The sequence below is a fragment of the Curtobacterium sp. MCBD17_034 genome, from assembly GCF_003234515.1.
Lineage (GTDB): Bacteria > Actinomycetota > Actinomycetes > Actinomycetales > Microbacteriaceae > Curtobacterium.
This window is the reverse complement of record NZ_QKTN01000009.1, coordinates 1-23,449: the sequence shown is the minus strand read 5'-3', so window position 1 is coordinate 23,449 and position 23,449 is coordinate 1. Positions and strand designations below refer to the sequence as shown.

The 23,449-nt window shown below is 72.7% G+C and carries 21 protein-coding genes; 10 read left to right on the top strand and 11 right to left on the bottom strand.

From position 1 onward, the window contains the following. Nucleotides 1-30: 30 nt before the first annotated feature. Nucleotides 31-1,458, bottom strand: a complete 1,428-nt coding sequence (locus tag DEI92_RS13735) for a cell wall metabolism sensor histidine kinase WalK (protein ID WP_111011060.1) — start codon at nt 1,456-1,458, stop codon at nt 31-33. A gap of 16 nt (nt 1,459-1,474) precedes the next feature. Then, nucleotides 1,475-2,152: a response regulator transcription factor gene (locus tag DEI92_RS13730; RefSeq protein WP_111013936.1), complete on the bottom strand. Its 678-nt coding sequence runs from the start codon at nt 2,150-2,152 to the stop codon at nt 1,475-1,477. Nucleotides 2,153-2,452: 300 nt separating this feature from the next. Here DEI92_RS13730 and DEI92_RS13725 point away from each other — a divergent pair, with 300 nt between their 5' ends. Next, entirely contained in the window at nt 2,453-2,872 is a 420-nt protein-coding gene (locus tag DEI92_RS13725; RefSeq protein ID WP_146249159.1) for a hypothetical protein, read from the top strand. Between the two features lie 21 nt (nt 2,873-2,893). Here the strand turns inward: DEI92_RS13725 and DEI92_RS13720 are convergent, their stop codons facing one another. Further along, nucleotides 2,894-3,925, bottom strand: coding sequence for an aromatic acid exporter family protein (locus DEI92_RS13720; RefSeq protein ID WP_111013898.1), 1,032 nt, complete (start codon nt 3,923-3,925; stop codon nt 2,894-2,896). 82 nt (nt 3,926-4,007) lie between these two features. Between DEI92_RS13720 and DEI92_RS13715 the strand changes: the two genes are divergently transcribed. Further along, on the top strand, nt 4,008-5,240 hold the full coding sequence (locus tag DEI92_RS13715; RefSeq protein ID WP_111013897.1) for a phosphotransferase enzyme family protein: 1,233 nt from the start codon (nt 4,008-4,010) through the stop codon (nt 5,238-5,240). Nucleotides 5,241-5,627: 387 nt separating this feature from the next. After that, nucleotides 5,628-7,757, top strand: a complete 2,130-nt coding sequence (locus DEI92_RS13710; protein ID WP_111013896.1) for a DEAD/DEAH box helicase — start codon at nt 5,628-5,630, stop codon at nt 7,755-7,757. 147 nt (nt 7,758-7,904) lie between these two features. Here DEI92_RS13710 and DEI92_RS13705 read toward each other — a convergent pair whose 3' ends face one another. Further along, nucleotides 7,905-8,177, bottom strand: a complete 273-nt coding sequence (locus tag DEI92_RS13705) for a mycoredoxin (protein ID WP_111011066.1) — start codon at nt 8,175-8,177, stop codon at nt 7,905-7,907. Nucleotides 8,178-8,302: 125 nt separating this feature from the next. Between DEI92_RS13705 and DEI92_RS13700 the strand changes: the two genes are divergently transcribed. From DEI92_RS13700 to DEI92_RS13690, 3 genes are read left to right on the top strand one after another with little or no spacing between them, the layout of a single operon-like run. Further along, on the top strand, nt 8,303-8,641 hold the full coding sequence (locus tag DEI92_RS13700; protein ID WP_111011067.1) for a PadR family transcriptional regulator: 339 nt from the start codon (nt 8,303-8,305) through the stop codon (nt 8,639-8,641). Further along, nucleotides 8,638-8,952 (top strand): hypothetical protein, encoded by a 315-nt coding sequence (locus DEI92_RS13695; protein ID WP_111013895.1) that lies wholly within the window; start codon nt 8,638-8,640, stop codon nt 8,950-8,952. The genes DEI92_RS13700 and DEI92_RS13695 overlap by 4 nt, the downstream gene beginning before the upstream one ends. 10 nt (nt 8,953-8,962) lie before the next feature. Further along, the gene (locus DEI92_RS13690) at nt 8,963-10,477 is read left to right on the top strand and encodes a CYTH domain-containing protein (RefSeq protein WP_111013894.1); all 1,515 of its coding nucleotides are present in this window, start codon (nt 8,963-8,965) and stop codon (nt 10,475-10,477) included. A gap of 99 nt (nt 10,478-10,576) precedes the next feature. On the opposite strand, the gene DEI92_RS13685 is transcribed toward DEI92_RS13690, so the two are convergent. Continuing rightward, nucleotides 10,577-12,715, bottom strand: coding sequence for a S9 family peptidase (locus tag DEI92_RS13685; protein WP_111013893.1), 2,139 nt, complete (start codon nt 12,713-12,715; stop codon nt 10,577-10,579). 100 nt (nt 12,716-12,815) lie between these two features. Between DEI92_RS13685 and DEI92_RS13680 the strand changes: the two genes are divergently transcribed. Continuing rightward, nucleotides 12,816-14,024, top strand: coding sequence for an amidohydrolase (locus DEI92_RS13680; RefSeq protein ID WP_111011070.1), 1,209 nt, complete (start codon nt 12,816-12,818; stop codon nt 14,022-14,024). Between the two features lie 106 nt (nt 14,025-14,130). On the opposite strand, the gene DEI92_RS13675 is transcribed toward DEI92_RS13680, so the two are convergent. Further along, on the bottom strand, nt 14,131-15,021 hold the full coding sequence (locus DEI92_RS13675) for an aminodeoxychorismate lyase (RefSeq protein ID WP_111013892.1): 891 nt from the start codon (nt 15,019-15,021) through the stop codon (nt 14,131-14,133). Between the two features lie 73 nt (nt 15,022-15,094). Then, nucleotides 15,095-15,445, bottom strand: coding sequence for a tryptophan synthase subunit alpha (locus DEI92_RS13670; RefSeq protein ID WP_111013891.1), 351 nt, complete (start codon nt 15,443-15,445; stop codon nt 15,095-15,097). A gap of 97 nt (nt 15,446-15,542) precedes the next feature. Between DEI92_RS13670 and DEI92_RS13665 the strand changes: the two genes are divergently transcribed. After that, the gene (locus tag DEI92_RS13665; RefSeq protein ID WP_181434915.1) at nt 15,543-16,061 is read left to right on the top strand and encodes an 8-oxo-dGTP diphosphatase; all 519 of its coding nucleotides are present in this window, start codon (nt 15,543-15,545) and stop codon (nt 16,059-16,061) included. Here DEI92_RS13665 and DEI92_RS13660 read toward each other — a convergent pair. Together DEI92_RS13660 and DEI92_RS13655 are read right to left on the bottom strand one after the other, a co-directional pair. Further along, nucleotides 16,027-17,334: an ABC transporter permease gene (locus DEI92_RS13660; RefSeq protein ID WP_146244913.1), complete on the bottom strand. Its 1,308-nt coding sequence runs from the start codon at nt 17,332-17,334 to the stop codon at nt 16,027-16,029. The genes DEI92_RS13665 and DEI92_RS13660 overlap by 35 nt on opposite strands. 234 nt (nt 17,335-17,568) lie before the next feature. After that, entirely contained in the window at nt 17,569-19,257 is a 1,689-nt protein-coding gene (locus tag DEI92_RS13655; RefSeq protein WP_111013888.1) for a sodium:proton antiporter, read from the bottom strand. Nucleotides 19,258-19,445: 188 nt separating this feature from the next. On the opposite strand from DEI92_RS13655, the gene DEI92_RS13650 reads away from it, so the two are divergent. Further along, nucleotides 19,446-20,702 (top strand): inorganic phosphate transporter, encoded by a 1,257-nt coding sequence (locus tag DEI92_RS13650; protein ID WP_111013887.1) that lies wholly within the window; start codon nt 19,446-19,448, stop codon nt 20,700-20,702. Further along, the gene (locus DEI92_RS13645; protein ID WP_111011076.1) at nt 20,699-20,914 is read left to right on the top strand and encodes a hypothetical protein; all 216 of its coding nucleotides are present in this window, start codon (nt 20,699-20,701) and stop codon (nt 20,912-20,914) included. The genes DEI92_RS13650 and DEI92_RS13645 overlap by 4 nt, the downstream gene beginning before the upstream one ends. Nucleotides 20,915-20,971: 57 nt before the next feature. Here DEI92_RS13645 and DEI92_RS13640 read toward each other — a convergent pair whose 3' ends face one another. After that, nucleotides 20,972-22,066, bottom strand: a complete 1,095-nt coding sequence (locus tag DEI92_RS13640) for a YihY/virulence factor BrkB family protein (protein ID WP_146244097.1) — start codon at nt 22,064-22,066, stop codon at nt 20,972-20,974. A gap of 10 nt (nt 22,067-22,076) precedes the next feature. Then, nucleotides 22,077-23,449: MFS transporter (locus DEI92_RS13635; RefSeq protein WP_375342545.1), on the bottom strand; the 1,373-nt coding region annotated here is incomplete at its 5' end.

Sequence of the window (23,449 nt, the reverse complement as noted above, 5' to 3'; positions counted from 1 at the left end):
CGAGCAGAGGGAGGGGCGAGCCGGGCGGGGTCAGACCGCGGGGACCCGCACCGTCACCTCGAGGCCGCCGGACCGGACGTTGCGGAGGCTCGCCGTGCCTCCTGCGCGCTCGGCGATGGCGCGGACGATCGCGAGTCCGAGGCCCGAGCCGCCGGGCGAGGGATGCACGGACCGTCGGGCGGCGTCGGGGCGGGTGAAGCGGTCGAACGCGACGGGGACGAACGCGTCCGGGACGCCTGGCCCGTCGTCGGTGACCTGGAGCACGCCCTGCCCTGCCTCCGCACGCCAGGTGACGACGATGCCGCCCCCGGGTTCGAGCGCGGCGACGGCGTTGCCCGCGATGTTCGTGACGAGCTGCGCCATGCCGCTCGTGTCGAGCCGGTAGCGCGGTTCGACGGTGCCGCCGCCGATGCCCGGCCCGGACCCGCCGACGGCGATCGGGGGTTCGAGCTCGAAGTCGACGGTGATGTCCTTGGCACCCGCGATGAGCCGGACGCGGTCGACGGCGGACATGACCTCGTCGCCGAGGTCCGTCCAGCTCGTCGTGCGCGCCACCTCGTCGGCCTGGGCCTCGGTCTCCTCGACGCGGGACAGCGTGAGCAGGTCGTTCGCGAGCCGGGACAGCCGCGCGACGTTCTGCTTGGCGCGGTCGATGTGTCCCGCGAGCGCGTCGGCGTCGCCGGTGTCGAGCGACGCGAGGTCGAGCTGCGTCGTCAGGATCGCCAGCGGCGTCCGGAGTTCGTGGCTCGCGTCCGAGACCATCTGCCGTTCCCGTTCCGTGGCCTGCCGGGTCCGGGCGAGGAACGCGTTGAGCGTCGTCGCGAGCGAGGACAGCTCGTCCTGCGCGGGACCGACGGGGAGCTCGGCCCGGTCGGTTGTGCCCCGGAGCCGTTCGGCCTCGCGGCGCATCTGGGCGACGGGCCGGAGCGCCACGGTCGCCAGGATCCACGACGCGATCCCGAACGCCACGAGGATCACGAGCCCGAGCACGCCGAGCGTCTCGGTGAGGTCGTCCACGACGATGCGCTCGGACTGCGCGTTGCGGGCGGCGACGACCGTCCACCGGCCGGCGTCGTTCGTGACGTGCTCGACGACGACGCGGTACTCCGAGCGGTCGACGGTGATCGACGAGGTCCGGGCGCTCGCGGTGGACAGGGATCGGATCTCGTGTTCGAAGCTCCGTGGCATCGTCGTCAACTCGAGCTGCCCGGTCGGCGACACGACGGCGACCAGCTGACCGTTGCCGGGACTCCCGAGGTCGGGCGAGCTGTCGACCTCGAGCGCGGCGATGTAGGGGTCCGCGTCGGCGACGAGCAGGGTCGTGGTGGCGCTCGCGACGACGGAGATCACCTGGAGCCGGACGACGACGACGAGCAGGACGATGACGATGGCCGCGATCGCGGTGCTGCCGATGGTGATCCGTGCGCGGAGCGACAGCAGACGGAGCGGCCGGAACACGGCGGGGAGGACCGGTTCAGGCCCCGACGCTGTCGAGGCGGTACCCGCGACCGCGCACGGTCGTGATGGCGACCGACGCGTCGTGCGCGGAGAGCTTCTTGCGGAGGTACGAGATGTACTGCTCGACGACGTTCGGGTCGACGTGCTGGCTGCCGTCCCAGACCTCCTCGAGGATCTTGGGCCGGTCCACCACGCTCCCGGCGGAGCGGGCGAGCAGCCGGAGGAGCGCGAACTCGGTCGGGCTCATCGCCACGCGTTGGCCCTGCACGACGACGCGTCGTGCCTCGGAGTCGATGGCGACGTCGGCGACCTCGATGGTCCGAGGTGCACCAGCCGCCTCGCGCCGGCCGAGGGCCCGCAGGCGCGCGGTGAGCTCGGCGAACGCGAACGGCTTCGTGAGGTAGTCGTCGGCACCGGAGTCGAGGCCGTACACGCGGTCGTCGACGGCGTCCCGCGCGGTGACGAGGAGGATCCGCATCGGGTCCTCGCGCTCGCGGATGCGGCGGCTCAGCTCGAAGCCGGACATGCCGGGCATCATGACGTCGACCACGGCGAGGTCGTACGCCTGCTCGCCGAGCGCGATGAGCGCCTCCACGCCGTTCTCGACGGCGGTGACCCGGTAGCCCTCGGCCGCGAGTCCCCGTTCGAGGAGCGCGCGCATCTCGTCGTCGTCCTCCACCACCAGCAGCCGCATGTCCTGACCTCCTCGGGCCATCGTGGCACTCCGCGCTGCGGGGCGTGCGGCGTTCCCCGTGGTGTCGCTGAATCTCGTCACAGCGTCGGTGCGGGCCGCCGCGCCGGTGGACGGCCGGGAGGCCCGATCCGCGTCCGCCACGTCCACTCCGCGCATCGTCGGGCGACCGGTCGGCACATCCTCGGGCACACATCGCGCACGCAGCGTCCGCACGTTGCTACGCTGCGGCGACGACGTGCGCTCGGCGCCGTCGGCGCCGCACCCCGGGGTGCGACGGGGGAGCAGGAGACGGGGGCCGTGGTGACGGGGGACGAAGCGTCGGTGGGGCCGACGGAGGACGAGCGTGTCGACGACCGGTTCGCCGGCGACCGACTCGTGGACGACGGGTGGGGGGAGGCCCTCCACCCGGCGGTGCGCCGATTACGACTCGAACTGCGTGCGGCGTGGCGGGTGATGACGGGGCTCCAGGAACTCGCGGCGCCGCACCGGGCGCGGGCGCTCGCGGACCTGCGGGCGGGCCTCCCGGACGTCGCGGGCCGAGCGGGGCGCGCCGACGCGGTCGCGGCGCTCGCGGAGATCCGGGCGGCGGCGCGCCATCACAGCGACCCGGTGGCCGACGCGGCCGTCGGGGACGCGTGGGACGAGCTCATCCGCACGACGCTCGCCGCGGCGACCGCGACGGCGACCTGCTCGGAGCGGTGCGCGGACCCGCTGCGCTGACCGGGCCGGCGCGTCGTCGGGTCAGGCCCCCTCGCCGAGGAGTTCCTCGCGCACGCGGCGGATGTCCTCGAGCAACGACCCGATGAGGATCCAGTGGTCCTCGTTCGGCCGGAGCACGACGACCGGGGCGGTCAGCGTCGGCGAGGCGGGATCCTCGGCGATCGGCCGCTGATCGGCAGCGGCGAAGGCCCGGACCTCGGCGGCGATCCGTGCGACCTCGGTGGCGATGCGGCCGATCGCGCGGTCCTCGACGAGGTCGGGCGCGACGTTGTCCCGGATCGCCCGGGTCATCCCGATCACGCGGGTGACGATCACGGCGAGGTGCCCGGCGATCTCCATGTCGCGCTCGAGGATCGTCCGGTGGCGCCCGCCGCGCGGGTTCATCGTCAGGCTCTCCCGCGCGGCGGCCAGCGCGGCGTCGGAGCGGGCCTGCGCCTGCCGCAGCGTCCGCGCGGTGACGAGGTCGGCCTCCCACCCGGTGCGGTCCCGGCCCTCGGTGAGTCCCACGGCGATGCGCTCGAACGCCGATGCGGTGTCCCGCGCGAGACGGGCGACCGCCAGGTGCGCGGGCTGGAGCAGCACGGGCGGCACGATGAGCGCGTTCACGGCGAGGGCGACGAGGGCGCCGATGACGGTCTCGATGATCCGGTCGACGGCGTAGTGCGGCGTGGTCGCGCCGGTCGACAGGACGAGCATCGCGCTGATCGGGATCTGCGTCGACGAACCGGGCGTGAGCCGGAGCGTCCACGCCAGGAGGATCGCCAGGACGATCACGAGCAGCACGATCCACGTGTTGTCACCGAGCAGCAGGTGGAGCGCGGTGGCGAGCAGCACGCCGAGCACCACTCCGGCGCTGCGTTCCAGGCCGCGGACGAACGACTGGTTGACGCTCGGCTGCACGACGAGCAGCGCGGCGATCGCGGCGAAGATCGGGTACTCCGAGTCGAGCAGCGCCGTGCAGAGCACCCAGGCGGCGATCGTGGCGACCGCGGTCTTGACGACCTGCAGGAACGGCGTCCGCGTCGCCTGACGGAGACGCGCGACGGGGTTCACGGTCCGAGGCTACCGAGCGCCGCTCCCGGCGTATCGATGCGGGACACGGTTGACTGGGCGCGTGTGGCCCGACCATGATCGCGTGCTCCCCGAGGCGTTCGCCGGTTCGGGGACGACGGTGCTGTCCGCGCGCGCACACTCGGTCGAGCCGTCGGGCAACGGCTACCTGTACGGCTACGAGGTCGACACCGTCGACGCCGCCGGGGCACGGGCGACGGTGCTCACCTACGTCGACACGGGCGGCGGCCACGACCAGCACTCCGCCGTCGTGCTCGACCCCGTGACCGGCGACGCCGTGTCGGTGTGGGCCTACCCGAACGACCCGGGCCTCCCGGTGTTGCCGCACGTGACCTACCGGGACGCGGTGGCGGAGCTGTTGACCGCCGCGGGCATGCCGGTCACCGCACCGACGCTCACGGTCGCGGCGTACCGACCCGGCAAACGCGCGGTGGTCCGCGTCGACTCGCCCCAGGGCACGGTGTTCCTCAAGGTCGTGCGACCACACCGCGTCACCCCGATCGTCCGGACGCACGAGCAGTTCGTGGCGGCCGGACTCCCGGTGCCGCGCGTGCTGTCGTCCCGCGGTGACGGTCTGCTCGTGCTCGAGCGCGTCCGAGGCGTCCCCGCGGGCAGTCGCATCCTCGAGATCGCGGACGATCCCCGGTTCATCGCGTCGCTCGCCGCACTGACCGGCCGGATCGCCACGGTCCGGCTGACGCAGCAGGCGCGTGCGGACGCGATGGACCACGCAGACTGGCACCGGCGCACACTCGTGTCCGCGCTGCCGGGGGAGGCCGAGGAGATCGACCGACTGTACGACGCGATCGGGCGGCGCTCGATCGGGTGGTCGACGTCCGACCGTCAGGTGGTGCACGGTGACCTGCACCTCGAGCAGATCTTCGTCGACGAGCATGAGCCGTGGCGGATCTCCGGCCTGCTCGACATCGACACCGCCGGGTGGGGGCACCCGGTCCGGGACGTCGGCGCCGTCGTCGCACACCTCGTGGTCACGGGCCTCTGGCACCGGTCGCGCGGGGACGCCGACCGGGGTGCCGCCGCGGAACGGCTCGCCGACGCGATCGCGCGGGACTGGGTGCGACGCAACCCGGAGGGGGCCGGCCGCATCGGACCCGCCATCGGCTCGCAGCTCCTCGCCCACGCGGGTGGCCAGGCGACCACCGGGTCGGCGAACGGGATCGCGACGGCCGAGCAGCTCCTCGCCGCCACGCGTGCCGCGCTCACCCCACCGGCGGCGACGCTGCCCGCCCCCGCGCCCGGTCTGCGACCGCGGTCCGCACCTGGTCTCGGGTCCTGAGCCGGGGCCTCCCGGGCCTCCCACATGGTGCCGGGGAGGCGCGGTGCACTAGACTGTCCACGCACGCGCCGTGCGCCGCACGCCGTCCCGATTCCGGGGGCGGCCCACCCGGTTCCCGGGGGCGGTCACGTGTCCCGGCCCCCCGGAGTCGGGACGCGACGGCGGCGACCCGACATCCGTGCGGCGTCGCGAGCGTGTGACAGTTCATGGAGGGCACCCACCCGGTCTCCTGATCGGTACCGGCCCGGCGCGTCGAACAGGCTCGCCCCGGGCCAGGTCCGGTCGTGTCGCCCGGGTGTCCGGAACGGCGGCCGCGCGCGGTCCGCCACGAGACGTACCGGCGGACACCGCCGGGGACTCCCGTCGGATCGGGAGACAGGAGGAGCGTTGGCTCGATCAGGCATCAGGCGAGCGGCCGGCGGCGTGCGGTCCGCACCCCGTCGGACGCGACCCGTCGACAACGAAGGGCTCATCCCCGTCCTCGCCCGCGCCGTGCGCGAGGTCGAGGCGGCGGCGCAGCGCGGGGCGCTCCGGCCCTCGAACCGCACGAAGTTCCAGGCCGTCGCGCAGCTCATGCGCGAGGAACGCGCCCGCGTCAAGGCGGACGCCGACCTGACCGACGCGCAGCGCGCCGAGCAGCTCAAGCGGCTCGACGGGGTCGCCACCATCCTCGCCAAGACGGCGGCCCGCGACACGAGCGTCATCCAGCTCCTCGCCGAGGACGCCCCCGTCACCGAGTCCACGCGGACCGTCAAGCGGGACATGATGATCGCCGCGGGCATGGAGCTCGCGCCCGAGGAGCTCGTCATCGCGGCCGAGCCGACCTCGCCGCTCGAGGCCCCGGAGCGGGCCGTCGTGCCCCAGCAGGTCGTCGCCCGGCAGCTGGCGAACCCGTTCCTCCCGCCGGACTTCTCGCTCGCCGAGGCCCCCGTCGCGCACCCGCGGCGCCTCGCGAACTGGGAGCTGTTCGGCCCGCTGTTCAAGTCGTTCGAGTACGGCGCGGGCGGGGGTGTGGCGTCGATGCCGCTCCCGGAGCCCACGACCCTCCGGACCCCGGCCGGCGCCGAGCTCATGAAGCACCAGGCGGAACTGGTCGCATCCGCGGCGCAGGGGCACCGCACGTTCCTGCTCGCCGACGAGCCCGGCCTCGGCAAGACGGCGCAGTCACTCCTCGCCGCGGACGCCGCGAACGCGTTCCCGCTCCTCGTCGTGGTCCCGAACGTCGTCAAGACGAACTGGATGCGCGAGGCCCAGCGGTGGGTGCCGAACCGCTCCGTCACGGTGCTGCACGGGGACGGCGAGGACATGGACGGCTTCGCCGACGTCATCGTCGTCAACTACGAGATCCTCGACCGGCACGTCGGCTGGCTCGGCGCGCTCGGATTCCGGGGCATGGTGGTCGACGAGGCGCACTTCATCAAGAACAAGGAATCGCAGCGCTCCCGGTTCGTGCTGCAGCTCGCCGAGCGGATCCGCGAGCGCATCGCCCGCCCGCTCCTCATGGCGCTCACGGGCACGCCGCTCATCAACAGCGTCGAGGACTTCCGGACGATCTGGCAGTTCCTCGGCTGGATCGACGACAAGAAGCCCCGCGCTGAGCTCATGAACGCGCTCGAGGACATCGGGCTGACCCCGGCCGAGCCCGGCTTCTTCGTGGAGGCCCGTCGCGCCGTCATCGAGATGGGCATCGTCCGACGCCGCAAGGTGGACGTCGCGGCGGACATCCCCGCGCGCCGGATCGCCGACATCCCCGTCGAACTCGACGACGAGGTCGGCCGGTCCATCCGCGACGCCGAGCGCGAGCTCACCGCGAAGCTCGTCGCCCGCTACCACCAGGCGCTCGCCGCCCGCACCGGCCAGGCCCCGGTCGAGGGCATCGACCACAAGCTCGTCCGCCAGGTCGCGCGGTGGGAGCTCGAGGACCAGGACGCCACGACGACCGGCGAGAACGTGTTCTCGATGGTCCGCCGCATCGGTCGCGCCAAGGCCCAGCTCGCGGCGGACTACGCCGCGCAGCTCGCGTCGAACGTCGGCAAGGTCGTGTTCTTCGCCAAGCACCTCGACGTCATGGACCAGGCGGAAGAGGTCTTCGCCCGCCGTGGGCTGCGGACCGCGACCGTCCGCGGCGAGCAGTCGACGGCGCAGCGCACGGCCGAGATCGACGCCTTCGTCAACGACCCGGACGTGGCGGTGATCGTCTGCTCGCTCACCGCGGCCGGCGTCGGCCTCAACCTGCAGGTCGCGTCGAACGTCGTCCTCGCGGAGCTGTCGTGGACGAGCGCCGAGCAGACGCAGGCGATCGACCGCGTGCACCGCATCGGACAAGAGGAGCCCGTCACGGCGTGGCGGATCATCGCGGCCCAGACGATCGACACGAAGATCGCCGAGCTCATCGACAGCAAGGCCGGGCTCGCCGCGCGGGCGCTCGACGGCTCGGACGAGGAGCTCGTCGACTCGGGCGACATCCAGCTCGACGCGATGGCGGCCATGCTCACGGACGCGCTCGAGGGGCGCTGACCCCGTCGCCGGCCGCTCGCGGTCGACGCGCCCGGCGCGCGAACGGCCCCGGAGACCACTGGTCTCCGGGGCCGTTCCCGTGCGGGTGGATCAGGTCGCGTCGCCGCGGCGTCCGCGTCCACGCGCGGCCGCCGACGAGGGCGGTGCTCAGATGCGGGACTGCACCTCGGCCAGCGAGGGGTTCGTCGCCGTCGAGCCGTCCGGGAACACGAGGGTCGGGACGGTCTGGTTCCCGCCGTTCACCGCGGCCACGAGCTCGGCCGTGCCGGGGGTCTCCTCGATGTTGACCTCGGTGTACGTGACACCGGCGCGGTCCATCTGGGTCTTCAGTCGCTTGCAGTAGCCGCACCAGCCGGTCGTGAACATCGTGACGGTGCCGGCGGCGGGGACGAACGCGTCCTTCGAGATCGTGTCACTCATGATGCCGACGGTAACCGGCGTGCCTGCGCGGGTATTCCTGCCGGACGCCGCCCCGGCCCTCCCGGTCGGCCCGCCGGATCGCAGGACCGGTCGACATACCTATTCCACATAGGTAGGTTCGGTCCATGGAACCACTCCAGCGCGTCACCGCACCGACGCTCGACGTCCTCCAGGCCCTGCTCGCCCAGGAGGAGCCACTCTGGGGCCTCGTGCTCATCAAGACCACGGGGCGCCCGTCCGGCACGGTCTACCCGATCCTCGAGCGGCTCGAGCGCCAGGGCTGGATCACCGGGTCATGGGATGACGACCCCGACCGATCCGGTCCGCGTCGCCGCCGCTACGCGTTCACGGGGGAGGGCCGGGTCGCCGCCCGCGACCTCGTCGCGTCCGCCGACGAGCACCGGGCACGCGCCGCCGCGCGACCGTCACGGCGCACCGCGCCCGGCCGGACGGTGACCCCGTGATCGGCCCCCGATCGTCGGCGGCTCGACACGGCGCCGAGGGCGCGTCGACCGCGCCGCACCCGCTCGCGCGAGCGGTCGTCGACCTCGCCGTCGCACTCTCGCCCGCCGACCACCGACCGGTCCGCATGGAGCAGTGGCACGCGGACCTCCGCGACGCCGCCGACCTCGACCTGCCCCGCGCCGGCCTGGCGTTCGGGGCGCTCACCACGGCGCTGTTCCACCGCCGCGCCGTCCACCGATCGGGAGCATCGCGGCGGCCGTCCTCGCCGGGCGTCTCGACGACGCTCGGGCCACCGGCGGCGGGCTGGTAGACAAGGACGTGTGAGCGACACGCACCTCGAGATCGAACGCACCTACGACCTGGCCCCGGAGGCCGAGTTGCCGGACCTGATCGGGGTCGGCGGGATCCTCCGCACCGAGCGGCAGGAGCCGTTCGAGCTCGATGCCACGTACTGGGACACCGAGCGCTTCGACCTGGTGGCCGCACACGTGACGGTCCGCCGCCGCACGGGAGGCCCCGACGCCGGCTGGCACATCAAACGCGCGGCCTCGGACACGGTCCGGCACGAGCAGCACTTCCCGCTCACCGAGGACACCGACACCGTGCCCGACGCGGTGCTCGCGGCGCTGTTCGCCGAGCGCCGGGGGCGGGCGCTGCGCCCCGTGGTGCGGATCCGGACGGAACGGGCCGTGACGCGCCTCCTGGACGAGGACGGCGACCAGGTCGCCGAGCTCGCGGACGACCGCGTCAGCGCCTTCCGGCTCGACCCCGACGCGCCGACCGGGCCGCGGACGTGGCGCGAGGTCGAGGTCGAGGCGGTCGAGGGCGTCGACGAGCAGGTGGCGCAGACGCTGTTCGACGGCCTCGACGCGCGGTTCGCCGAGCGTGGTGCGCAGCCGGCGGCCGTCTCCTCGAAGCTCGCCCGTGGCCTCGCGGGCGTCGACGCCCCGCGCCTCCGCACCACGGACAAGCCGGCCAAGGGCTCCGCCGCGCGCGTCCTCCGCAAGCGCGTCGCGCGACTGCGCTCGTCGCTCGCCCGCCGGGAGGCCCGGCTCCGGTCCGGCGACACCGCCGACCTCCGCGGACTGGCCACCACGTCGCTCGGCCTGGCGGCGGTGCTCGGCGCCTATCGCGCCGCCTTCGCCGACGCGGACCTCACCGATCGCGCGGTGGCCGCCGCGGAGACGCTCGCCGATGTCGTGAGCCGTGCGGCGTCGGCCGAGTACCTCGTCGGCGACCTCCACCGGGCCGGGACGCCGGCGCAGGACGCACTCGTCGACACCCTGGCGCGCGAACGGCTCCTCGCGGCGACCCGTGAGCGTCGCGACGAGGCGGTGCGCGACACCCTCCGGTTCCTGCACACGCCGGAGTACCTCGACCTGCTCGACCTGCTCGACGACGCCGTGGAGCGACCCGAGCCGACCGCCTGGGCGCTCCGGACCCCGAAGCGGGTGGCGCAGGACGTCACGGCCGCCGAGAAGCCCGTCGTGCGCGAGCTCGTGCGCGCCGCGGTCGGTGACGACCCGGCGGACGAGACCGGCGACCGCGAGGCGACCGAACGCGCGTGGCTGGCCACGATGCGGATGCGGATCGCGATGGACGTCCTCGGGGACGAGGCCTTCCCGCACGCACTCGGCCGCCGGATCACCGTCGCGGCGGACGTCCTCACCGAGCGGGCGCAGTCCCTGCACGCGCTCGAGGAGCTCCGACACGTCGCCGGCATCGCGACGCGCGCGGGGGAGGACACCTTCGGCTACGGCGTGCTCGCGGGCGACCGCGTGCGTCGTGCCGAGGAGTCCTACGACGACGCGGTGCAGGCCCTCTCGCGCGTCTGACCCAGCCCGTCACCCTCTCCCGCGAGATCGCAGTCGTTGCCGCTCAGGACGCTCCCGGAACGGCAACGACTGCGATCTCGGGGGGCGGGGATCGCGCCGTCAGGACCGCGGTTCGGCCTCGGCGAGACCGAGCACGTCGAGCAGCCACGCCAGCTCGAAGGCCCGCTCGCGCCAGGAGTCGTAGCGCCCGCTCACGCCGCCGTGTCCCGCCGCCATCTCGGTCTTGAGCAGCACCGGCGCACCGACCTCGCGCAGGCGCGCCGTCCACTTGGCGGGCTCGACGTACAGGACCCGGGTGTCGTTGATCGACGTGACCGCCAGGATCCGCGGGTAGGTGACGTCGTCGCGGACGTTCTCGTACGGCGTGTACTCGCTCATGTACCGGTAGACCTCGGGGTCGTGCAGGGGATCGCCCCACTCGTCCCACTCGATCACCGTGAGCGGCAGGTCCGGGTCGAGGATGCTCGTCAGCGCGTCGACGAACGGGACCGCCGCCAGGATCCCCGCGAACCGGTCCGGTGCGATGTTCGCGACGGCGCCCATGAGCAGCCCGCCGGCGCTGCCGCCTTCGGCGACGATGCGGTCCGGCGTGGTGCGGCCGGTCGCGATCAGGTGGTCGGCGACCGCCACGAAGTCGGTGAACGTGTTCTTCTTGGTCAGGGTCTTGCCCTGCTCGTACCAGTGCCGGCCCATCTCGCCGCCGCCGCGGACGTGCGCGACCGCGAACACGACGCCGCGGTCGAGCAGCGACAGCCGCATGACGCTGAAACCGGGGTCGATGCTGTGCTCGTAGGAGCCGTAGCCGTACAGGTGGACGGGAGCGGGCCTCCCGGCCGGCACCGCGTCGCGGCGCCACACGAGCGAGACGGGCACGCGCGTGCCGTCCGGTGCGGTCGCCCACTGGCGTTCCTGCACGTAGTCCTCGGAGCGGTAGCCGCCGAGCACCGGCTGGCGCTTCCGCACCGTGATCGCGCCCGACGCGAGGTCGAGGTCGCCGACCGTCGACGGGGTCACGAACGACGTGAACGTCAGGCGCAGGGTGGGCTGGTCCCACTCGGGGTTGCCGCCGAAGCCCGCCGAGAACAGCTCCTCGTCGAACGGGACCTCGTGCGCGTCGCCGTACCCGTCGCCCTCGATCGGCACGATCGCGACGCGGGGGAGCGCCTCGGACCGGTACTCGACCGCGAGGTGGTGGGCGAACGCGTCCACCGACTCGATGCGGCGCTCCGGGTCGTGCGCGATGACCACGCGGTGGTCGCTCGTCGACGTCGGGTCGTCCGCGGGCACGTCGACGAGCTCGAAGTTCTCGGCGCCGTCGTTGTGCAGGACGAGCAGCCGGTCACTCCCGCCGACGACCGCGTGCTCGACGTCGTACTCGACGCCCTCGCGACGCGGCCAGACGACGTGGAACTCGCCCGTCGGGTCCGCCGCGTCGAGCAGGTGGACCTCGGACGTGATCTTCGAGCCGAGCTCGATCACGATGTACTGCGACGACCGGGTCACGCCGACGCCGACCCAGTAGCGGTCGTCGGGCTCCTGGAACACGGCGACGTCCTCGCCGGTCCCGCCGACCTCGTGCCGCCAGATGGTGTCCGGACGCCACGACTCGTCGACGGTGGGGTAGAACACGTACCGGCCCGACGGGTCGAACGCGGCACCGGCCCCCGTGCCCTCGATGACGTCCGGCAGGTCCTCACCGCTCGTGAGGTCGCGCACGTGCAGCGTGTACCGCTCGTCGCCGGCCGTGTCGATGCCGTAGACCAGGCGCTCGCCGTCGTCGCTGACGTCGTACGTGCCGAGCGCGAAGAAGTCGTGCCCCGCGGCGAGCAGGTTGCCGTCGAGCACCACCTGCTCGCCCGGCACCTCGGCGCCCGCCTCGACCTCGGGCGGGGTCCAGTCGTCCTCGTCGGTGATCGGCGCGCGGCAGTGGACGCCGTACTGGCTGCCCTCGCTCGTGCGCGTGAAGTACCAGAACCGGCCCATCCGCACCGGCACGCTGAGGTCGGTCTCCTGCACCCGGGCACGGATCTCGTCGAACAGCCGGTCGCGCAGCGGGGCGAGGTGCGCGGTCGCCGCATCGGTGTACGCGTTCTCGGCTTCGAGGTACGTGAGCGTCTCCGGTGACTCCTTGTCACGGAGCCACTCGTAGTCGTCCACGAACCGGACCCCGTGGTGGGTCCGGGTGACCGGGTGCTTCGCGGCGATGGGAGGGGTGGTCGAGGACGCGTCGGAGCTCACCGGCCCAGCCTAGGACGCGCTCCGGCGGTGCACCTGGACGGTCCGGGAGGCCCGGTGTTGGTGACCGGGACCGCATCCGCCGGTCGGTAGCGTGGTCCGCATGAGCAAACGATCCTTCGTCATCACCGGTGCCCACGTCGTCCCCGTCGTCGGGGACGAGTTCGACGGCGGCGCGGTCGTCGTCGAGGACGGACGCATCACCGCGGCGGGCCCGGACGTCGCCGTGCCCGAGGGACTGCCGGTCGTCGACGCGGCGGGCACGTGGCTCGTGCCGGGCTTCGTCGAGGCGCACGGCCACGTCGGCATCCACGAGGAGGCCAACGGCGTCGCGGGCAACGACACGAACGAGATGACCGGCCCGAACATGGCCGCCGTCCGCGCGATCGACGCGATCGACATCGACGACGAGGGCTTCCGGGACGCGCTGTCCGGCGGCGTCACCGCGATCGTGGTCAAGCCCGGCTCGGGCAACCCCATCGGTGGCCAGACCGTCGCGATCAAGAGCTGGGGCGGCCGGACGATCGACGAGCAGCTCATCTCGGACAGTGTCAGCGTCAAGAGCGCGCTCGGCGAGAACCCGAAGCGCGTCTACGGGGCGAAGGACCAGACGCCGTCGACCCGCCTCGGGGTCGCGAAGGTGATCCGCGAGGCCTTCGTCGCCGCCGACCACTACCGCACCGCCCGTGCGGCCGCCGCGGGGAAGGGCGAGCCGTTCGAACGCGACCTCACCAAGGAGACCCTCGCGCGCGTCCTCGACGGGGAGCTCGCCTGGGACCAGCACACGCACCGCCACGACGACATCGCCACCGCGATCCGCCTGTCCGAGGAGTTCGGTTACCGGCTCGTCGTCAACCACGGCACCGAGGGGCACAAGCTCGCGGGTCTCCTCGCCGAGAAGGACATCCCCGTCGTGTACGGCCCGCTGTTCACGAGTCGCTCGAAGGTGGAGCTCCGGGACCGCGCGATCACGAACCTCGCCGAGATCGCGGCGGCCGGGGTGCGGGTCGCGATCACGACGGACGCGCCCGTCGTGCCGATCAACATGCTCGTGCTGCAGGCGACGATGGCGGTCAAGGAGGGCCTGCCCCGGCAGACGGCGCTCGAGGCGCTGACGACGAACCCGGCGACGTTCCTCGGCTTCGGCGACCGCGTGGGTCAGATCACACCCGGCTACGACGCCGACCTCGTGCTCTGGTCGGGCGACCCGCTCGACGCGACCTCGCGGGCGCTCCGCGTCTTCATCGACGGCGCCGAGGTCTACACGTGGGACGCGGAGGCGCACCGCGGGGTGACCGTGCCGCGGTTCTGACCCCCGGCCGCCCGCCGTGGCGCCGGTCGGGAGGCCCGGATCGCGACCGCCGTGCCGGGCGCGGCTCGGGCCTCCCGGCCGTCCGCCGGGTCACGGCGTCCGGCGCCTACGCGGTGCGGTCGAGCAGGAACGTGTTCATCGCGGCGGTGAGCTCGAGGTCCATGTCGCGCACGTCGCCGTTGACGGAACGGATCGGGGCAGCGAGCCGGGAGCTCGACACGAGCCACAGTGCGTCGGCGGCACGGAGGTCGTCGAGCGTCACGAGCTCGTACGAGGTCGCGATCCCGCGGTCCTCGGCGAAGGCGAAGACGTCCGCCTGCGTCGTCCCCGCGAGGATGCCGATGTCGGTCCGGGGCGTGACGAGGTCTCCGCCCCGTCGGAGCAGGAGCGTCGAGCGCGGGCCCTCGAGGACGTAGCCGTCGGTCGAGACGAACAGGGCGTCGTCGGCCCCGCGGCGAGCCGCCTCACGCAGGGCGGCCATGTTCACGGCGTACGACAGGGTCTTGGCGCCCTGGAGCAGCCAGGGACTCGTGCGGGCGACGTCGTGGCGGTACCCGCGGTCGAGCGTGACGACGGCGATGCCCTGCTCGCGGGGCATGGTGTACTCCTCGGCCGGGGCCGCGTACACGTAGCCCGTCGGTCGGCCGTCGCCCTCGACGCCGCGGGACATCACGGTCTTGCAGTAGGCCTCGCGGACCGGATCGAGCTCCGCGACGACGGCCTCGACCGCGCGGCGCCAGACGTCGAGGTCGGGTGCGGGCAGGTCGAGCATCGCGGCCGAGCGGGCGAGACGGTCGAGGTGTGCCTCGAGTGCCTGCGGTCGACCGTCCGTGACGTTGAGGGTCTCGAACACGCCGTCACCGCGGACCAAGCCGAGGTCGAGCACCTGGACGTGCGGCTCGATCGGACCCTCGAAGGTGAACGCGTCGGCGCCCGGGTCGTGCGCCTCGGCGTGCTGGGAGGGACGGTTCAGGATCGCGAGGACGGTTTCGGTCATGCGGTCAGTCAAGCGCATCCGCTGCCGGTCCCCGGGCCTGGTCCGCGGGTGTCCGCGGATGCGTCGGACCGGGTCAGCGGCCCTCGGGGATCGCGCCCATGAGCTTCCAGACCGCGCTCGACAGCTCCGGGTGCGCGAGCGCGATGCGCCGGAGGCGGTGGTACTCCTCGCCGTGCACCGTACCCGACCCCGACGACGGGTGCTGGGTGCGTCCGCCGGCACGGTGCTCGATGCGGGAGTCGACCTCGATGGCCTCGGCGCGGAGGATGAGCACGACCTGCTCGTCGACCGTCGGGATCAGGTGCATGAACTCCCACGGGTCGTCACCCTGGCGACAGCGGTGTTCGACGATGACGGCGATCTCCTCCGCCGCCTCGGCACGGAGCACCTCGAGGCTCCGCCCCGCGTTCCGGGACTCAGCCACGGTGTGCCCGTACCTGCGCTGCCATGGAGCGAGCCTACGCCACGCCTTCGGGGACATCGACGCCGCGCTCCCCGGCGTGCTCGGGCAGACTCGGAGCGTGCCGCACGTCGCGTCGAAGGACCAGCACCCGCGGGTGTGTGTCGTCTACCTGCTCCGATCCGGGCCCGCCGGGGTCGAGGTCCTGCTCGGACGGAAGCGGCGGGGGCTCGGGGTCGGACGGCTCGTCGGCCCCGGCGGCAAGCTCGAGCCCGGCGAGGACGCCCGCTCGGCCGCGGTGCGTGAGGTCGCGGAGGAGGTCGGGCTCGAGGTCCGTGCCGAGGACCTCGAGCCGCGGGGGACGCTCGACTACCGGTTCCCGTTCCGGCCGTCGTGGAGTCAGGTCTCGGACGTGTTCGTCGCCGAGCGGTGGGACGGCGAGCCGCGCGGTGGCGACGAGCTCGAACCGGGCTGGGTCCCCGTCGACGCCGTGCCCTACGACGCCATGTGGGACGACGCCCGCTACTGGCTGCCGGGGGTCCTGCGCGGCGGGAGCGTCCGTGCGCGGTTCACCTTCGGCGAGGACTGTGCCACGGTGTCCGGGTTCACCGGGTCCGGCGTCCGTGCGGCGGTCGACTGATCGCGACGGCGCCGGTGCGGGGTGCGGCGGTGCCCTCGAGGCCCTCGAGCCCGCCCGTGAAGACGTCGCCCGTCATCCGGGCGTCCTGGAACCCCGCGTCGTGGTGGTCGTCACCGTCGCCTCGGCCGGGGCGGATGGTGGTCAACGTGCCCGTCTCGGTCGACTGGAGTCCGTGCCGCGCGAGTTCCTCGTCGCGCTGCTGGCCCAGGAAATCGCGGTTCGCGGCCTGCGCGTCCCCGAACATCGTCGTGCGACCGGTGACGATCATCCGGATGCGGCGGTGCTCCCACCACATCTTGCCGACGACCATGAGCACGATCCCGGCCGCGGCGTAGGAGGCCATCGTGACCAGCCCGCGCTCGTACGAGGGTCCGACCCCGTACACCGTGTGCTTGATCATCTCGACCATGCTCGAGCCCACCACGACGTGGTTCAGCCAGGCGAACGGCTCCGGCATGAACCACTTCGGGTAGGCGCCACCCGACGACGGCATCGACAGGAAGACGAAACAGATCATGGCGGGTGCGGCGATGAACCGCCCGGCGAAGTAGCTCAGGCCGTTCACGGTCAGTCCGATGGCGACGATCCAGCCCCAGGCGATGAGCACGAGCGCGGCGAAGTGTCCGTGGATGGCGCCGACGACCGGGCCGGCCAGGGTGTTCGTGATGAGGGAGATGACGATCCCGCCCACCACGATGACCGCGACGCGCGTGCGGTGGCGCAGCGGGCCGCCCATGATGCCGATGAACATCGCCACCATGTACCCGCCGATGCACCACGCGAGCATGACGTACATGGCGACGGTGCCGTACTCGTCCCAGCGTGGCAACGGGGCGAGTTCGGTGATCGTCGGTGCCGGACCCCCACCGGCCGTGATCACCGACGACAGGGTCGCGGGGACGAGGCTCGCCACCTGGAACTGGTGCGCGCTCGCCTTGAACACCGTGTTCGACGACGGGTCGTAGGCGACCGCCATGAGTCCGCTGACCACGTCGTGCTTCGCGCGGGTGAGCGAGTCGACCGTGTGGAACACGTACTCGCCGGGCAGGGCCTTGTGCACGGCCGCGACGAGTGCCGGGTCCGACCCGACCAGCGCGATCGGGACGTCGTGCGGATGGGGTGCGTGGAACGCCGCGATGTAGCACAGGCAGAACCCGACGATGAAGAACAGGGGCATCCAGAGCTGCAGGCCGATGAGTTGCAGCGAGGGGTGGAGGGTTCCGTACCAGCGGCGGTAGCGACTGATGTGCTGGGGCTCGGGCGCACGGGTCACGGTCCGTCCACGCCCGGCGATGCGGGTACCCCGACGCGGCGACGATCCCCGGGTCGCCGGCCTCGTGGTGCGGGCCGTCGGTGTGCTGCGGTGCACTCCGGCACGGTCCGGGACGTCGTTGTTGCGCGGTGTGCTCACGCGGGCTGGGCCACCTCTCTGGGCTTCGGACGAAGGCTTCCAGGGTACGCCGCCGCCGCTTCGAGCCCACATGGCCGGGAGGTGCGGGCCGCGCGGTCAGGACCGACTGCGGCCCGCCTGGGACGAGTCCATCGCGAGCTCCTCGGCGTCCAGGCTGATGAGGACGCGGCGCATGACCTCTTCGTCCAGGGCGCCGTGCTCGCGCTCGCGCAGCACGACCTCGCGCCGGCGGGCGAGGAGCTCGCGCCGGACCGCCTGGACCTCGGCGGCGGTGAGCCGGGACGGGGCCTCGCGGGCGTCGAGGCGCTCGTCCTCGGCGTCGTGCTGGAAGTCCTCGGCCTGCCGCTCCAAGCGCCGCCGCAGCCGGCCCACGGTCGCGTCCACGGCCTCCCGTCCGTACCGCTCCGCCCAGACGTCCTGCCGCTCGCGGATCAGGTCGATCGCCGCCTCGGTCGTGCGGTGGGACAACAGGAGCTCGGCCGCGGTGTCGCGCTCGTGCTCGCCCGGGTCGTGGACGTGCAGACGGCGGATGACGATCGGCAGGGTGAGCCCCTGCAGCAGGAGGGTCCCCACGGTGACGACGAACGCGATGAGGAAGATGGTGTCCTGCGCGGGGATGTGCGTCGGCGAGGACACGACGGCGACGGCGGCGGCCAGGGTGACCACGCCGCGCATCCCCGTCCACGAGATCACCGTGAGCTCCTGCCAGGTCATCCGTGGTTCGGCCGCGCCGCGGAGCCACCGGAGGCGCGGCCTGCCCCGGGTCGCGCGGACGACGAGCGGTCGGAGCCAGCGCCCGTTCACGCGGCGCCGCCAGTACGACAGGAACACGAACGCGGGACGGACGAGCACGACGACGCCGAGCACCACGAAGGCCACCCCGACGCTCTCGAGCAGGCTGCGGTGGCTGGCGAGCGTCTCGTGCACGACCGTGTTGAGCTGCAGCCCGATGAGCGCGAACACGAAGCCCTCGAGGATGACGTCGGCGCTCGTCCACAGTGGGCGCTCCTGGAGACGGGTCTCGTAGCCCTCCTTCGGCGAGTTGTACCCGATGTACAGGCCGGCCGTGACGACCGCGATCACGCCTGAGCCGCCGAGTTCCTCGGCGAGGATGTAGGCCACGAACGGGAGCAGGATGCTCATGATGGTCGCGATCACCGGGTCGCCCAGCCGCATCCGGAGCCAGTGCACGAGCACGCCGAGGACCCCGCCGACCACGAGTCCCACGACGATCGCCAGGGCGAAGATCCCGGCGTCCTCCCACAGGGTCAGCGACTCGCCCGCGATGATGAGCGTGAAGACGCGGACGAGGGTCAGGGACGCCGCGTCGTTGATGAGGCTCTCGCCCGACAGCACGGTCATCACGCGGCGGGGGAGCCCGAGCTTCCGGCCGATCGCCGCGGCCGACACGGCGTCGGGCGGGGCGACGATCGCGCCGACGAGGATCGCGGCGGGCAGGGTCATGTCCGGTACGAGCAGGTAGGCGACGGCGCCGACGACGATCGCGGTCACGATCACGAGCACGATCCCGAGCCGACGGATCTGCCGGAGCGACTGCCGGAAGCTCTGCCACGTCACGTCGAGCGCCGCGGAGTACAGCAGCGGCGGCAGCACCACGGTCAGGATGACGTCGGAGTCGATCTCGATGTGCGGCAGCCCGGGGACGAACGAGGCGGCGAGCGCGGCGGCGGTGACGAGGAGCGGCGCGGGCAGGCCCTTGGCGCGGGCGAACGCGGTGAGCGCGAGGGACACCACGAGGACCACGAGCAGTTCGGCGATGTCCATCGGGCGGGAGTCCTCTCGTCGTCGGCCTGTCCATCTTCTCAGAGACCGCCTGGTGCGGGCTGGACGGGCCCTGAGCGCGACGACAGCGGACGAGGACGGGCGGTGCTCGCCCACAGAGTGGACGCCGGTGGACGGGGGCTGGACATCAGGTTGCCCCGCGGTGCCCGGAACTGGGAGACTCGTCGGCGGTGGATCTCACACTCATAGTCGTCCTGGTCATCGCGTTGGCCCTCTTCTTCGACTTCACGAACGGTTTTCACGACACCGCCAACGCGATGGCGACCCCGATCGCGACCGGCGCGATGAAGCCGACGGTCGCGGTGTCCGTCGCGGCGGTGCTCAACCTCGTCGGGGCGTTCCTCAGCACCGAGGTGGCGACATCGATCTCGCACGGCCTCATCAACGAGGGGCCGGGTGGCGTCGCGATCACCCCGGCGATGATCTTCGCGGGGCTCATCGGTGCCGTGACCTGGAACATGATCACCTGGCTCCGGGGCCTGCCGTCCTCGTCCAGCCACGCGCTGTTCGGTGGCCTCATCGGCGCGGCCATCGTCGGCGCGGGCTTCGGCTCGGTGAACTACGCCTCGCTCCTCACGGTGGTGATCATCCCGGCCGTCCTCTCGCCGGTCATCGCATCGGTGGTCGCGTTCCTGGCGACCCGCATCGCCTACACGGTCACGCGGCGCAAGGGCGCGCCGAACGAACGCGGCGGCTTCCGCATCGGGCAGATCTTCACCTCGTCCATGGTGTCGCTCGCCCACGGCACGAACGACGCCCAGAAGACCATGGGCGTCATCACGCTCACGCTCATCGCGGGCGGGTTCCAGCGCAGCGGGTCGGGCCCGGAACTCTGGGTGATCGTGGCCTGCGCCATGGCGATCGCGCTCGGCACGTACACGGGCGGTTGGCGCATCATCCGGACGCTCGGCAGCGGGCTCACGGACATCCGCGCGACGCAGGGCTTCGCCGCCGAGGCCTCGACCGCCGCGACGATCCTCGCGTCGAGCCACGTGGGCTTCGCCCTGTCGACGACGCAGGTGTCCTCGGGATCGATCATCGGTGCGGGGCTCGGTCGCCGCGGGTCGAAGATCCAGTGGTCGACGGCGGGCAAGATCGTCATCGCGTGGTTCATCACGTTGCCCGCCTCGGCAGCCGTCGGCGCGGTGGCGTCGGCGATCGCCCGCATCGGCACGGCCGGGCTCGTCGTCGACGCCGTGCTCGGGGCCGTGATCATCGCCGGGCTGTTCCTGTGGTCGCGGCGGAACCCGGTCGAGCAGGCCGCAGCGATCGAGGTCGACGTCGCCGCGAACTCGGTCCTCACGCGCAAGCAGCGCCGCGACCTGCAGCGCCGGAAGCGTGCGGAGGAGGTCGCGGCCCGCCGGGTGGCGTTGAGCCGCGAGAAGACCCTGCGCCGGATGGCCGCACGGAGAGGAGGCCGTCGATGATCGACTGGGGAGGCTTCTTGCTCGTCGTGCTCGTCGCGCTGATCTCCGCGTGCTTCGTCACCTCGGTGTACGGGCTCGGACTCCGTCTGTGGGTCACCGGGCGCGACGGCCGCGCGCGGTCGGCGCGTGCGGCGGCGGTGCTGTGCTTCGCGGTCTGCGCGGCCACGGTGCTGTACGGGGTGTACCTGATCGTCCCGCAGTTCCACCAGTAGCCCCGTCGGCCCGGTCACGAGACCGACGGAGCGGGCGCGGGTCGGGCCTCCCGGCCGTCAGTCCGTCGGCAGCGGCCGCTCGTCGGCGCGCACGCGGACCTGGTTCGCGAGATCGCGCAGACGCTGTTCCTCACGTTCGGTCTCGGGATCGGGCTCGGGCAGCTCCGCGGCGGCCAGGCGCACCTGCCGCGCGGTCGCGACGTCGTGGTCGTGCCACCGTGCCAGCGCGAAGTTGCGGCGCACATCGCGGAGGGGGAGGCGGATCGTGGCGTCCGCCTCGACGCCGGCGAACAGCTGCCGCATCCGGATGATCTCCGAGTCGAGCTCGCCCCCGACCACGAGCACGAAGTTCGAGATGTAGAGGTAGACGAGCAGCAGGATCGCTCCGCCGAGCCAGCCGTACGCGTGGTTGATGGACCCGATCGTCTTGACGTACACGACGAACCCGAGGGTCGCGAGGGCCCAGGTGCCGATCGCGAACCCGGCTCCGGCCGAGACCCACCGCAGGTGTGGTGCCCGGACGTTCGGCGTCGCGTAGTACAGCACCCCGACCATGACGACGAGGGTCGCGAGGAGGACGGGCCACTTGCCGACGTCCCACAGGCCCTCGAGCCAGGCCGGCCACCCCATCCGGTGCACAACCGTGGCGACCGCCGTCGGGGTGCCGAGCAGGATCGTGATCGCCACGGCGCCCCCGACCATGATGAGCATCGTGACGAGCAGCATCATGCTGCGGAACTTCCAGATCCGTCGCCCCTCCTCGACCTCGTAGGCCGTGTTCATCGCGCGGCCGAACGCGGTCGCGTACCCGGACAGCGACCACAGGGTCAGGAGGAGGCCGATGGCCAACGCGAGCTCCGGGCTGTCGAGCGCGGTGAGCTGCCGGAGCGGCGTCTCGAGGTGTCGCGCGGTCTCCGGGCGGATGATGGCGCCGAGGATCTGGATGATGTCGGTGATCGTGTCACCGGAGCGGTCGAGGATCGACACGGCCGACACGACGGTCAGGGCCGTGGGGAACGCCGTCAGCGTGGCGAAGAACGTGAGCGAGGCAGCGGCGTCGACGACCCGGTGCCGGATGACCTGGTGGGTCGTCCGCCGGACGACCGCCCGGAACCCGGTGCGCTTGAGGGCACGCGAGTCGGCGTCCTGCATGCCGCCCACGCTAGCCGTCCGCGGGGCGGAGGGCGTCGTACCGCCGGAACGAGGGAACGAGGCGCAGCAGGAGCGCCACGAGTCCGATGATCACGACGCCGCCGACGATCGGCGGGACCGCGATGCCGACGGCCACGACGAGGCCCGCGTACAGGTCGCCGATCCGGGGACCGCCGGTCACCACGACGACGAAGATGCCCTGCAGTCGGCCGCGCATGCCGTCCGGTGCGGCGGCCTGGAGGATCGTCCCGCGGAACACGCTGCTCACGTTGTCCGCGCCACCGGACACCAGGAGCGCCGCGGACGCGAGCACGAGCGCCGGCAGGATCCCGATGCCGAACCCGACGTGGGCGCGGCCGCCGAGCGCGTGGGCGGCCGCGATCACGATGCCGAACACGGCGATCGAGGCCCCGTAGACCGTGATCGCCCAACCCACCGCCTCACCCTGGCGTCGGACGTGTCCGAGCGGGCCGGAGAACACGCTCGACACGAGTGCCCCCACGGCGTACGCGGCCGTGAGCACGCCGACCGTGATCGAGCCGCCGCCGATGACGAGCGCCCCGATCGCGGGGAACAGGACGCGGGGTTGGCCGAACGTCATCGCGATGATGTCGAGCACGAACGTCATCGTGATCGTCGGGGAGCGCCGGAGGAACCGTGCACCCTCGACGAGCGACCCGAGCCCCGGGCGCTGTGCGTCGTGCTCCGGCGCCATGCGCGGCAGCGTGATGATCCCCGTGAACGCGAAGCTGAAGAGGACGACGTCGATCGTGTAGGTGGGCGCGTACCCGACGGCGGCCACGAGCACGCCGGCGACGGCGGGCCCCACCGTGACGGCGAATCCCGTCCCGATGCCGCTGAGCGCTCCGGCGGCCGGCAGCAGGTCGGTGCCGATGAGCCGCGGGATGATCGCGGAGCGGGAGGCCCCGATCACCGTCCCGGCGACCGCGTTCACCGTCGCGAGCACGTACAGCAGCGCCACGTTCTCGAGGCCGAGCCAGGCGTGCGTGGCGATGAGGGCGGTGGACACCCAGGCGAGGACCGCGCTCGCGAGGGCGACGGCGCGGCGGTCGAACGCGTCGGCGAGCATGCCGCCGTACAGCCCGGCCGCGATCATCGGCACGAGCGAGATGACCCCGACGAGCGAGACCGCGAACGTCGACCGGGTGATGTCGTACACCTCGAGGCCGACGGCCACGGTCGTCATCTGGGTCCCGATGCCCGCGACGGAGCTCCCGACCCAGAGGCGGGCGAACGCGGGGGACCGGCGCAGCGGCGTGAGGTCGGCGAGGAGCGACCGGTGCCGGGTCGGCTCGGTGTCGACGGACGCGGGAGGGGTCGGAGTGGTGGGGGTCTGATCGTGGGGTGGCTCTGATACACAGA

What these genes read in the sequence shown, in the direction of transcription:
- DEI92_RS13675 (WP_111013892.1), bottom strand. Translation starts at nt 15,021, where the DNA reads ATGACCGAAACCGTCCTCGCGATCCTGAACCGTCCCTCCCAGCACGCC.
- DEI92_RS13700 (WP_111011067.1), top strand. Translation starts at nt 8,303, where the DNA reads ATGGAACCACTCCAGCGCGTCACCGCACCGACGCTCGACGTCCTCCAG.
- DEI92_RS13730 (WP_111013936.1), bottom strand. Translation starts at nt 2,152, where the DNA reads ATGCGGCTGCTGGTGGTGGAGGACGACGACGAGATGCGCGCGCTCCTC.
- DEI92_RS13705 (WP_111011066.1), bottom strand. Translation starts at nt 8,177, where the DNA reads ATGAGTGACACGATCTCGAAGGACGCGTTCGTCCCCGCCGCCGGCACC.
- DEI92_RS13640 (WP_146244097.1), bottom strand. Translation starts at nt 22,066, where the DNA reads ATGCAGGACGCCGACTCGCGTGCCCTCAAGCGCACCGGGTTCCGGGCG.
- DEI92_RS13655 (WP_111013888.1), bottom strand. Translation starts at nt 19,257, where the DNA reads ATGGACATCGCCGAACTGCTCGTGGTCCTCGTGGTGTCCCTCGCGCTC.
- DEI92_RS13680 (WP_111011070.1), top strand. Translation starts at nt 12,816, where the DNA reads ATGAGCAAACGATCCTTCGTCATCACCGGTGCCCACGTCGTCCCCGTC.
- DEI92_RS13645 (WP_111011076.1), top strand. Translation starts at nt 20,699, where the DNA reads ATGATCGACTGGGGAGGCTTCTTGCTCGTCGTGCTCGTCGCGCTGATC.